Raw genomic sequence first — 11,909 nt, 5'->3', positions numbered from 1 at the left:
AACTAAAACCAAGTACTTATAAACAAAAGAAATCATGAAAAAAGTAATAGTATTATTAGCATTAACATTTGTATCTAACTTAAGTTTCGGACAATCAATTTTTGATAAGTTAGAAGATATTGATGAAGTTTCATCAGTTGTTGTAAACAAAGATGCTTTTGAAATTTTATCAAAATTTAAAGTAGAGTCTGAAGATAATGAAGCAATAGAAGTTTTTAAGATGATTCAAGACTTAGAAGAATTAAAAGTTTTTTCTACTGAAAATGCTGCCGTAGCAGCTCAAATGGAAAATATGGTAAAATCAGCAGTAGGAAAAAGTAACTTAATAGAGTTAATGCGAGTAAAAGACAAAGATTCTCGTGTAAAGATTTATGTTAAGACAACTAAAAACAAAGATTTTGTAAGTGAAGTGTTAATGTTTGTAAAAGACAAAGATTCTAAAAACGGATCACCAGAGTCAGTAATTGTTTCTTTAACAGGAAATATAGATATTAACAAAATGTCTAAACTAGCAGAAACGTTTTCTAAAGACGGAAAGAAAGATAAATAAAACAAACAGAGCAGCGTTAATTCGTTAATGCTGCTTTCAATCAAAAACTAAAACAATGAAAAAACTAGTTATATATTCAATGTTACTAATAGCATTTGTAACAGTTTCTTGTAAAACAGAATCGTTACAAAGTTATTTGGTAGAAAGTCAAGACAAAGAAGGTTTCATGTCGTTTGACTTACCAGCAAGTGCACTTCAATTAAGCATGGATAAAGCTTCTGAAGAAGATAAAAAAGCCTACGAAAGCATAAAAAAAATAAATGTTACAGGTGTTCCGTATAAAAACTTAGACGAGGCAAGTTATGAAGCTGAAAAAGAGAGGTTAAAATCTATTTTAAAGAAATCAAACTACAAAGAGTTGATGAAATTTAAAAAAGACGGAGCCAATGCAGCAATTTATTATTTAGGTGAAGCAGATTCTATCGACGAAATTGTAGCTTTTGGTTATGGAAAAGGAATGGGAGTAGGTGTAGCACGTGTTTTAGGAGAAAACATGGATGTTAACAAAATTATGGGAATGATGCAGAAAGCTAATTTCGATGCAGGAAATGTTGATCTAAAACAATTTAAAATGATTTTAGGAGATAGTGATATAGTCTCAGATAAAGCAGAGTAACCGCCATTATTAAAAATATTAAAAAGCCATCAGATTATCTGATGGCTTTTTCTTTTTAACGGGGCATTAACAAGCCTACCAATAGATTTTCCTATTTTTGGAGTCTAAACAAAAAAATATGAAGTTTCAAAAACTCCTTGTTGTCGTTGTTACCCTTTTTACAGTAACATTATTTTCTCAATCTGATAAAACCTACAGAGCAGAAAGAGACAAAGTTCATAGTTTAATTCATACGAAGTTAAAAGTAGATTTTAACTTTCAAGAACAAGAAATGAATGGAGAAGAATGGGTAACATTAAAACCACATTTTTACGAAACGGATAAAGTTACTTTAGATGCTAAAGCAATGGTAATTCATAAAGTAACGATGAATAACCAACCATTAGATTATAATTATGATGATTTTGAGTTGGTTATCAATTTACCTCGTAAATACAACAGAAACGAAGAGTTTACGCTGTATATTAAATATACTGCACGTCCTGAAAGAGTAAAGCAAAAAGGAAGTGCTGCAATAACTTCAGCAAAAGGATTGTATTTTATCAATCCGAAAGGCTTAGATAAAAACAAACCAACCCAAATCTGGACGCAAGGAGAAACTGAAGCGAGTAGTTGTTGGTTTCCAACGATTGATGCACCGAACCAAAAGACATCACAAGAAATTTACATGACGGTTCCGCAAAAGTATGTAACACTTTCTAACGGAAAATTAGAAAAGCAAAAAACAAATGCAGATGGAACTCGTACCGATTATTGGAATTTTACTCAAAAACACGCTCCGTATTTATTCTTTATGGGAGTAGGAGAGTATGAGATTATTAAAGACAAATACAAAGATATTCCAGTTGATTATTATGTAGAAAAGGAATATGCTCCGTATGCAAAAGACATTTTTGGAAATACGCCTGAAATGTTAGCTTTTTTCTCAAAAATTACAGGAATTGAGTATCCTTGGAATAAGTATGCACAAATAGTTGGTCGCGATTATGTTAGTGGAGCGATGGAAAATACCACAGCGGTAATTCATGGAGAAAACGCATACCAAAGACCAGGGCAGTTAATTGATGAAAACGTACAAGAAAATACGATTGCGCACGAAATTTTTCATCACTGGTTTGGTGATTTAGTAACTACTGAAAGCTGGAGTAACTTAACCGTAAACGAGAGTTTTGCGAATTATAGCGAATATTTATGGTTAGAGCATAAATACGGAAAAGATGAAGCTGATGCGCATTTGTTTGAAGACAGTGAAGCCTACAAACAAGGTCAAAATTATGATAAGCATTTAGTTCGTTTTTATTACGATGATAAAGAAGATATGTTTGATGCGGTGAGTTACAACAAAGGTGGCGCTATTTTACACATGTTGCGTAACTATTTAGGTGATGATGCTTTTTATACGACATTAAATACCTATTTAACCGATTATAAATACGGAACAGCAGAAGCACACCAATTGCGTTTGGCTTTTGAAAAAGTTACCGGAAAAGATTTAAACTGGTTTTTCAATCAGTGGTATTTTAATAGCGGTCACCCGAAGTTGTCTATTTCGTACGATTATAATAAGTTACGCAAAACGGTAACTGTAAATATCATGCAAACACAAATTAACGAGTTTAAATTCCCATTTGCAATTGATGTTTTTGAAGATGGTAAACGCACACGTCATAATGTTTTTGTGGATGGTAGAGATGCTTCGTTTACCTTCCCTTTTACTAAACAACCAGATTTAATTCAAGTAAATGCAGATGGAGTATTACTATGTGATATTTCAGAAAATAAAGTGTTGAGTGATTATATCCATCAATTAAAATATGCTCAAAATTACGCTCATAAAAGAGAAGCGTTGTTAGAAGTTGCAAAGCATCAAGATGATAAAAATGCGTTTAATGCAGTTGCTGGAGCGATGAATGACGATTTTTATAAAATCAGAATTTTAGCGTTGGAAAACATCAATCTAATTAATAAAAATTCAAAGAGAAATGTGATTGATAAAATTATGAGAATGGCTAATAACGATCCTAAAACATTAGTACAAGCAGCTGCTATTGAAACGTTAGGAAAGTTAACTGATCCTGCATTAAAATCGGTATTTGATAAAGGTTTACAAAGTAAATCATACTCAGTATTGGGTAAATCATTGGTAGCAATGTATTATATCGATAAGCAGTTGGCAATTCAAAAATCAAAAACCTTACCGTTAGAAGTAAAAAAGATTGTAGCCACTCCGTTAACACGTATTTATTTAGAAGAAAATGACGATACAGAGTTAAGTTTTATTGCGGGTAATGTAATGGCAGGAATGTTCTTAAGTCCGAATAAGAAAATTCAATCTTTATACAAAGAAGCGTTTGATAAAATTGGAAAAAGTAACAATACAGAAGCCATTCAAAATTTAGCGGATGATATTGTAGCGAAAGGATTGCAATACAAGCAATATAATTTTGATAAAGTAGGAATTAACTTGTTACGTCAATTAGTAGAAATGCAAAAGGCAAACAATCCTTCAAACATTGATAATAACTTACGAGTTATACAAATTGCAACAGCAAAATTATTAGAGTAAACAAAATTAAACTCTTAGCACATATTATATAAAATCATAAAGTTTAAGTTAAAAAGAATACTTAGTTTTGGCACAGAAATTGAATTTTCTAGCGAAACTTAAACTTTATGATTAAAAAAACTACCCTACTATCTATTTTTTCAGTGCTAGTATTAGCGTCTTGTAGTAGTGTTAAAACTACTGAGAAAGCGATTAATTCTGGTGATTACGAAAAAGCTATTTCTTTATCAATAGAAAATTTAACAAAGAACAAAACCAAAGAGAAAAATCAGCCGTATGTGTTGATGCTTCAAGAAGCTTTTGCTAAAGCGACTCAAAGAGATTTAGACCGTATTTCATTTTTAGAAAAAGAGCAAAATCCGTCGAATTTAGAATCTATTTATAATTTATACCAACGATTAAATAATCGTCAGGAAAGAATTAAACCATTATTACCGTTACGAATTTTATCATCAGGAAGAGATGCTAAATTCAAAATGGTTAGTTATGCTGATAGAATTATTGAAGCTAAAGAAAACTATGCCGATTATTTATACGAAAATGGAGTAGCCTTGTTGAATGACGGAAAACGTAATAAAATTAATTACCGACATGCTTTTGATGAGCTAAGACATTTAGATAAAATCAACCCGAATTATAAAGATACAAGAGCGTTAATTGAAGAAGCTCATGAGTTGGGGACAGATTTTGTACATGTATCAGTAAGAAATAAAACCAATCAGATAATTCCTAAAAGATTAGAAAGAGATTTATTGGCGATTGACACCTACGGATTAAATGATTTATGGACCGTATATCATGCAAATAAAGACAGAAAAATTCGTTACGATTTTGATTTGGAATTAGATTTTAGAAATATTGAAATTTCTCCTGAACAAGTTCGCGAAAAAGAAATCATTAAAGAAAAAAGAATTAAAGACGGTTATAAGTACTTGTTAGATAACAACGGTAACTACGTAAAGGATAGTTTAGGAAATAAAATAAAGGTAGATAAGTACAAAGTAATTCGTTGTAAATTATATCAATTTACGCAGTTTAAAAGCAGTCGAGTTAGTGGAGTTGTAAAGTATATTGATAACAGAACTAATCAATTAGTACAAAAGTTTCCTATTCAAAGTGAGTTTGTATTTGAGCACGTATATGCCGATTATGATGGTGACAAAAGAGCGTTAGAAACTTCACTGTTAGATTTATTGAATGAAAGAGTAGTGAGTTTTCCATCTAACGAACAAATGGTATACGATACGGGTACCGACCTAAAACAGAAACTAAAACATATTATCACACGAAATAAGTTTAGAAATTAAGACATCGTCATTCCGAATCCCGATTCCGAAACTTCGGAACGGGATGAAGGAATCTTTTTCTAAATGATGAGATAGCCACGTCGCTGTTGCTCCTCGCTATGACGTTCATTATTTAGTCGTATTTTTACAACGATGGATTTATTCTCTCAATTTAATGAAACTCCTAAAAATTTACTTCCGAAAGATGGAACGGTAAACTACTACGGAATTGTTTTGTCTAAGGAACTAGCAGACCATTATTACGAGGCTTTATTGAATTCTATTGAATGGCGTAACGATGAAGCTATTATTTTTGGTAAACGCATGGTAACCAAACGAAAAGTAGCTTGGTACGCAGAGAAACCTTTTGAATATTCGTACTCGAACATTACCAAAACAGCCTTACCCTTTACCAAAGAATTGTTAGCGCTAAAAGAATTAGTGGATAAGGAAACCAACGAAACCTATAACTCTTGTTTACTGAATTTATACCACGATGGTTCTGAAGGAATGGCGTGGCATAGTGATGGGGAAAAAGATTTAAAAAAGAACGGAGCGATTGCTTCGTTAAGTTTTGGAGCAGAAAGACGTTTTGGTTTTAAACACAAACAGACCAAAGAAACGGTGTATAAAGTATTGGAACATGGTTCGTTATTGGTCATGAAAGACGAAACCCAAACCCATTGGCTACACCGATTACCGCCTACAAAAAAAGTCCACCGACCACGGGTGAACTTAACGTTTAGAACGATTGTGAGGTAGGTTTTGTTATGAGTAAGTTGCTGGATTTTATAGTTACTATAAAATCCAATAGGATTTTCCATTGTAAATTAAAGAAAGGAAACTAAACTAATGAGTACTTTCCACAAGTAAAGTTAGAAGAAATGAACTAAAGCTGGAGGTATACTTAGTGTTTTTAATTACGGAATAATGCAATATCAATAGTAAGTTGTTTTTTCTTTAGTTCTAATTTTTTTGATAATAGTTCAATATTATAATTATCCTTAAAAGGAATTATTTGAAGTCCATAAATACTTAAATCAAAACCATTAACAGGGATTTCATTTTTATCTTGTTTCAATTTTATTGGTCTAAATAATATTTGACTTAAAGTCAACTGTATATATCTAATCCAATATTCGTCAAAATCTATTTTGCTCACAATTACCTTATTATTGATGTTTTCCCATAATATTTCTTTTATTTCAATAATTAATTTTTTTAATGATATTGCCTCATTAATTTTCTTTATTAATTCATTTTTGGAGTTGAAGTTTTGAAATGAGTTAGCAATATTTTGAATTATTGTAGATGGTAAATTTGTTCGGTCAAGCTCCTTGTGTAAAAGCCAATTACAATATAACGTTGTTATTGGATATTTAGATTTACAATCATCAATCTCTATTAAAATTCTTATAGATTGCATGATATAGCAAAGATTGTGAGTTGATAATTTTTCCCACACTAAAGATTGCTCGATTTGCTCTATAATATTTTCTCGTAACTTCATTTGGTATTGAAACTAGGCTCAGTTTTTTTGTATTATGTACAACATTATTTAAGGATATAATTTCAATTTAATAAATTATCTCCTTTAATAGCTAAGTTAATAGTTTAAACAATGAATCAACATAAATCTAATTTTTTAATCAATCGTAAATTATAATTCGTAATTCAAAAATTTACTCCACTTCCTTATAAAAAGTTAATTCATACTCAGGTAACAAATTAGGGTGCGTAATTTTTATCAAATCTTTCAATACCAAATCTGGTCGTATAGGAGAGAGTTCAAAGTAAATTAAACCGCCAGTTTCTCCTTTGTTATGCCCGATAGAAAATATCTTATTATTGTTAAATGCATCAAATTCTTTGTAATGAATATTTGCAGTAGTTAACTGTTCTTTGGTAGCATATAAGCCACAGTTAAACCAAAAATCGGCATGTTGTCCTTTTTCTAATACACTTTCAAAATTAAGTTGTAAACTACCCGTTCCGCTAGTTTCTTTCCATAAGTAATTAAGGTTTGCATCGTTAAAAAAGGTAGCAATGAAACTTTCACCAGCAGGTACATTCCAAACATCTTTAAACATACTTCCAGATAAAACTGTAGGTTGTTTATCGCTGTTTTTAGCAATTTCTTTTGCTTTTAAGTACTCTGTTTCTATGTTGGTAAAAATACTGTCTGCTTCTTTTTCTTTTCCGTATAAAGCCCCAAAAAACTTAATCCATTCCGCTCTTCCTAAAGGCGTTTCTTCTAGCCAATCGCCATTAAAAATCACAGGAATTCCCGTTTTTTTGATGTTTTGGTACAGTTTTGTGTTTGGATGCAAAGCAAAACCAATAACTAACTCAGGCTCTAAATCGATTAGTTTTTCGGTATTCATATCTTGTTCTAAACCTAATTCAACAATGTTACCTTCGTCAATTCTATTCCTTGTCTTTTTTGAAGAAACATATTTGGTATGCGGAAAACCAACAATAGTGTTTTCAGCATTCAAAAGTTCCAACATCGGAACATGTGTAGTACTGGTAACCACCATTTTTTCGATAGGAACTTTAATTTCATTTTTAGAAAGGTCGGTTTTATCAGTAAGTGTATAAGAATATAAGTCGTGTGAGCTTTGAAAAGCCTTTTTTATCACTAATTTTTTCACTCCGTTTTCTGAAATAATATCAAACCCCTTGGCGTATTTTACAGTGCTTTTGGTAGGTGTTTTTTCGGTAGTTTTTTTAGTTTCTTGTTTACATTGTGTAAAGAACACAAATAAGGAAAGAATAAATAAATAGCGTTTCATAGTAATTTGTTTTTATAGGTGGAAAGTTAACGTATCTCCGTAGCTTAGTTTTAATTCAAATGATTTTTCCAACGGAATTTCATTCATATAAGCCCAAAGACTTCTCATAACTCCCGCATGGGTAACAAGCACAACTTTTTGATGGTTTTTGGTTGTTAATTCGGTTAAAAAATTGGTAGTTCTGTTGTGTAAATCGATATAAGATTCTCCGTTTTTAGCAGGAGTTTTTACAAAATCGTTCATCCAAATATCGAGATCTTTTTTATCAATATCGTTCCATTTTTGGAGTTCCCAATCACCAAAATCAAGTTCTTTCAATCGGTTGTCAAAAATTACGTTAGCTGAAAGTTTTTCAGCCAAAAGCTTACAACGTTGTAAGGGACTGCTGTAATACGTTACATCAGCATCGTTAACAGGAACTTTTTTTAGAATACTGCTCACTTCTTCTTCAAAATTAGTTGTAACCCCAATATCAGCTTGACCATAGCATATACCTTTGGCAATATCAGGTGTGGTATGTCGTACTAAAATAACTTCCATAAGGCGAGTAGGCTTAGATAAAAAACAATTTCAGCTACTTGTTGTAAAGCACCCGCGCAATCTCCTGTTTGACCTCCAATCCATTTTTTAAAAAAGTGCCCCATGTACAAATAGGTAAGTAATAAGGGAAGTAATACTAAAAATACCATTGGTTTTTGAAAGAAAAATAAGGGTGCTATTCCAAAAATAGCAGATATGAGCAACGATTTACTACTCATTTGTTTGGTGGTTGGTTTTATTTTAGAACTGTCAATATCTCTTACATAGTCATGTGTGTATAATAGAACAGTTGCGATAAATCGGCTAATACTATGCCCCGAGATAATTACTAGAATTAAATTAACTGATAGGTTTTGTAAATGATATAGAGCTAAAAACTTTATCGCTAGGATAAAGACCAAACCACTCACACCAAAAGTTCCAAGCCTGGAATCTTTCATAATGGTTAAAATCTTTTCTTTGGTCCATCCGCCACCAAAACCATCGCAAACATCGGCAAATCCATCTTCATGAAAAGCTCCTGTAATCCAAATAGAACTTATCATGCTGATTACAATTGCAATATCCATAGAAAAAATATAAGCGGAAGCGAAATAAGTTAGTGCTGCAATGCTTCCGACTACAATTCCTACTAAAGAAAAATAACGACTGCTTTTGTTGAGTATTTCAGGAGAATGATCTACCCATTTAGGACACGGAATTCGTGTAAAAAATAATACAGCAGTTAAAAAATAATGGATTTGTCTCTTTATCATAACTAGGCTTCACTAACATTGGCACTTTTAAAAGTAGCCATTTCGTTTAAAAAGTTTACACTCGATTGAATAATAGGAAAGGCAACCGCACAACCTGTACCTTCACCTAAGCGTAAGCCTAAGTTTAAAAGTGGTTCAGCATTTAAAAATTCTAACATTTTTTGATGTCCTTGTTCACCTGAATTATGACAGAAAATACAGTAATCTAAAATATCAGATTCCATTGCATGAGCCGCTAATAGGACAGCAGTAACAATAAAACCATCAATAAGTAAGGTCATTTTTAAGGAAGCAGCTTCTAACATAGCTCCACACATCATTACAATTTCAAATCCGCCAAAAGCAGTCAACGCTTCCATAGGTGTTGAAATAGAATCGGCGTGTAACTTATAAACTTCACATAATGTGTCGATTTTTGTTTGTAGTCCTTTATCATCAACTCCAGTACCTCTACCAACACATTTTTCAATAGGTGTATTGGTAAAATAACTCATTAATAAAGCTCCAGATGAAGTGTTGCTAATTCCCATTTCGCCAAAACCAATAATATTGGAACCTTCACTATATACTTTTCTTACCAATTTTCTTCCTTTTTCCAGAGCTTCTTGACAGTGTTCTAGTGTCATGGCTTTAGTAGTACTATAATCTTGAGTCCCTTTAGCTACTTTAGCATCGGTAAGTTGAGGATGTGCTTCAAAATCAGTATTTACACCAGCATCTACAATGTTTAAAAGAATGTTATTTTGTTTACAAAACACATTGATGGCGGCACCTCCTTGCAAAAAGTTAAACACCATTTGTTGTGTAACCTCTTGTGGATATGGACTCACTTTTCCTGTGGTCGCAATTCCATGATCCCCTGCAAAAACCATAATAGTAGGTTTTGATAGTACAGGTGTAGTTGTATTTTGAATTAAACCAATTTGTAAAGCAATTTTTTCTAAACCGCCTAAAGCACCAATAGGTTTGGTTTTAAAGTTAATTTCTTCTTGAAGTTCGTTTTGTAGTTCTTTTGATAGAGGAGTTATAGTTGTTGTCATGTGTTATTTTAAAGTTAAAGGAAGTCCAGATACCATAAAAGTAGCTTTGTCAGCCAATTTTGCTATGTGTTGATTCGTCCAACCTTGTAGTTGTGTAAATTTTCTTCCAGATTCAGAATTGGCATGTAATCCCATACCAATTTCATTAGAAATGATGATAATATTAGCATCAATTTCAACCAATTTATTGATTTCTTCTTTAGCGATTTTTAGTACCTTTTCAATATCATATTTTGTATCCACAAAGAAGTTCGTTAACCATAGTGTAACACAATCAACAACTACGGTTTGTTTTTCAGAAATTACATTACTCAACCATTTTTCCTCTTCAACAGTGTTCCAGCGTTCATCTCTATCAGAAACATGCCTGTCAACTCGTTGTTGAAAGTCTTCATCCCAAATACGAGAAGTGGCTAGGTAAATAGGGGTATCAGATAAAGATTCGGCTAGCTTTTGAGCATAGCTACTTTTACCTGATCGTTCACCTCCTGAGATATAATATATCATGAAATCGTATTTTATATTGACACAAAGATTGGAAAGATTTTTAATAAAAAACAAATTAAAATAGAGAACTGTTTATTTTTGCAGAATTAAAACCACGAATTATGACAGTATCTTCTTTTATGCCAGCAGTAACCCAAATGATTTATGATATGGGCTTACAAAACCATTTAAACGGAATTACTTTTGAGTGTCCAGAAGTAGCTTTACAGGAAAAAGAAGTAGCTGTTCGATATAAGTTGGAAGGAAAAGTGTTAACGAGTAAAGAAATAACGGCTATTTTTTCTAAAACCAAGGCTGAAGGAAAGACCTTGTATTATGTGGATGAACCTGTTTTAGAGCGTATTGCTCCAGATATTGTTTTTACACAAGATGTATGTGATGTTTGTCAGATAGATACAGAATCTGTGGCAAAATCGGCGTATAAATTGCCAAAGGTTCCAGAACTAATATCAATTACTCCCAATTCTTTAGAAGATGTTTTTGATAATGCGTTAACCATTGCAAAAGCTATGAAGCAGGAAGCAATAGGAGAGGCATATGTAAGTGGATTGAAAAAGCGTATTTATGATATTGTAGATGTACAACGTGAACATAGAATCCAATCGAAAAGTGTGATGTTATTAGAGTGGATTGATCCGTTGTTCAACTGCGGACACTGGATTCCTCATCAAATAGGGTATGCAGGTGGAATCGATTTGTTATCGCATCCATCAGGAGATAGCATTGTAATTTCTTGGGATAAAATTGTAAAATACGATCCAGAGGTATTGATTATCGCTCCATGTGGATACGGAATTGAGAGAACACTTGAAGATATGAAGTTTTTAGAAGAGAGAGAAGAATGGACGTCTTTAAGAGCTGTAAAAAACAAACAAGTATACATTGCTGACTTCACCATGTTTACACAATCTTCTGCAGGGACTTTAGTAGAAGGAATTGAATGTTTGGCAAAAATGATTCATCCAACTTATTATACACTTCCAGAGAACTTACAAACAAAATTCGCAAATTATCATGATTTGATGGTTGCTAATTTATAAGAATACTATACATTTGCCGAGATTTTTGGTTTTTCTTTAATCATCTATTAAAGAGAATTAAAAGGGAATTCGGTGCAAAACCGAAGCTGTTCCCGCAACTGTAAGCTATTAAGCTTGTAACAAATACTCAAACCACTGTTTTTTAAATGGGAAGGTATGTTGCAAGACGCAAGCCAGGAGACCTGCCAATTATTATAATTTAATTAAAACTTTC

Annotated in this window: 12 protein-coding genes and 1 riboswitch; of the genes, 6 read left to right on the top strand and 6 right to left on the bottom strand. The window is 32.3% G+C overall.

The window, feature by feature from the left end; all coding sequences use genetic code 11:
- The first annotated feature begins 34 nt into the window (after positions 1 to 34).
- From ACR9ES_RS02230 to ACR9ES_RS02210, 5 genes are all read left to right on the top strand, one after another.
- On the top strand, positions 35 to 550 hold the full coding sequence (locus ACR9ES_RS02230) for a DUF4252 domain-containing protein (protein WP_435254941.1): 516 nt from the start codon (positions 35 to 37) through the stop codon (positions 548 to 550).
- Positions 551 to 605: 55 nt separating this feature from the next.
- Positions 606 to 1,166 (top strand): DUF4252 domain-containing protein, encoded by a 561-nt coding sequence (locus ACR9ES_RS02225; RefSeq protein WP_435254940.1) that lies wholly within the window; start codon positions 606 to 608, stop codon positions 1,164 to 1,166.
- A 118-nt stretch (positions 1,167 to 1,284) separates the two neighbouring features.
- Positions 1,285 to 3,732: a M1 family aminopeptidase gene (locus tag ACR9ES_RS02220; RefSeq protein ID WP_435254939.1), complete on the top strand. Its 2,448-nt coding sequence runs from the start codon at positions 1,285 to 1,287 to the stop codon at positions 3,730 to 3,732.
- A 107-nt stretch (positions 3,733 to 3,839) separates the two neighbouring features.
- On the top strand, positions 3,840 to 5,039 hold the full coding sequence (locus ACR9ES_RS02215; RefSeq protein WP_435254938.1) for a hypothetical protein: 1,200 nt from the start codon (positions 3,840 to 3,842) through the stop codon (positions 5,037 to 5,039).
- Between the two features lie 132 nt (positions 5,040 to 5,171).
- A complete protein-coding gene (locus tag ACR9ES_RS02210) occupies positions 5,172 to 5,780 on the top strand; it encodes an alpha-ketoglutarate-dependent dioxygenase AlkB family protein (protein WP_435254937.1) in 609 nt (202 codons plus the stop codon).
- 154 nt (positions 5,781 to 5,934) lie between these two features.
- On the opposite strand, the gene ACR9ES_RS02205 is transcribed toward ACR9ES_RS02210, so the two are convergent.
- The 6 genes from ACR9ES_RS02205 to ACR9ES_RS02180 all read right to left on the bottom strand — a co-directional run bounded on the left by ACR9ES_RS02205 (position 5,935) and on the right by ACR9ES_RS02180 (position 10,655).
- On the bottom strand, positions 5,935 to 6,528 hold the full coding sequence (locus tag ACR9ES_RS02205; RefSeq protein WP_435254936.1) for a hypothetical protein: 594 nt from the start codon (positions 6,526 to 6,528) through the stop codon (positions 5,935 to 5,937).
- Between the two features lie 172 nt (positions 6,529 to 6,700).
- Positions 6,701 to 7,813 carry an ABC transporter substrate-binding protein gene (locus ACR9ES_RS02200; RefSeq protein ID WP_435254935.1) on the bottom strand — a complete coding sequence of 371 codons (1,113 nt, stop codon included), beginning with the start codon at positions 7,811 to 7,813 and terminating at the stop codon, positions 6,701 to 6,703.
- Between the two features lie 12 nt (positions 7,814 to 7,825).
- Positions 7,826 to 8,353: an alpha-ribazole phosphatase gene (gene cobC, locus ACR9ES_RS02195; RefSeq protein ID WP_435254934.1), complete on the bottom strand. Its 528-nt coding sequence runs from the start codon at positions 8,351 to 8,353 to the stop codon at positions 7,826 to 7,828.
- Complete coding sequence (locus ACR9ES_RS02190) at positions 8,338 to 9,108, bottom strand: adenosylcobinamide-GDP ribazoletransferase (protein ID WP_435254933.1); 771 nt, start codon at positions 9,106 to 9,108, stop codon at positions 8,338 to 8,340. The genes cobC and ACR9ES_RS02190 overlap by 16 nt, the downstream gene beginning before the upstream one ends.
- 2 nt (positions 9,109 to 9,110) lie before the next feature.
- Positions 9,111 to 10,148, bottom strand: a complete 1,038-nt coding sequence (cobT, locus tag ACR9ES_RS02185) for a nicotinate-nucleotide--dimethylbenzimidazole phosphoribosyltransferase (protein WP_435254932.1) — start codon at positions 10,146 to 10,148, stop codon at positions 9,111 to 9,113.
- 3 nt (positions 10,149 to 10,151) lie between these two features.
- A complete protein-coding gene (locus ACR9ES_RS02180; protein ID WP_435254931.1) occupies positions 10,152 to 10,655 on the bottom strand; it encodes a bifunctional adenosylcobinamide kinase/adenosylcobinamide-phosphate guanylyltransferase in 504 nt (167 codons plus the stop codon).
- Between the two features lie 101 nt (positions 10,656 to 10,756).
- Between ACR9ES_RS02180 and ACR9ES_RS02175 the strand changes: the two genes are divergently transcribed.
- The gene (locus ACR9ES_RS02175) at positions 10,757 to 11,695 is read left to right on the top strand and encodes an ABC transporter substrate-binding protein (RefSeq protein WP_435254930.1); all 939 of its coding nucleotides are present in this window, start codon (positions 10,757 to 10,759) and stop codon (positions 11,693 to 11,695) included.
- A gap of 9 nt (positions 11,696 to 11,704) precedes the next feature.
- Positions 11,705 to 11,899, top strand: a riboswitch (cobalamin riboswitch).
- Positions 11,900 to 11,909: the final 10 nt, after the last annotated feature.

The organism is Tenacibaculum sp. A30, assembly GCF_051200845.1.
GTDB lineage: Bacteria > Bacteroidota > Bacteroidia > Flavobacteriales > Flavobacteriaceae > Polaribacter.
The sequence above is the reverse complement of the archived record's forward strand: the minus strand, read 5'-3'. Positions and strand labels throughout refer to the sequence as shown.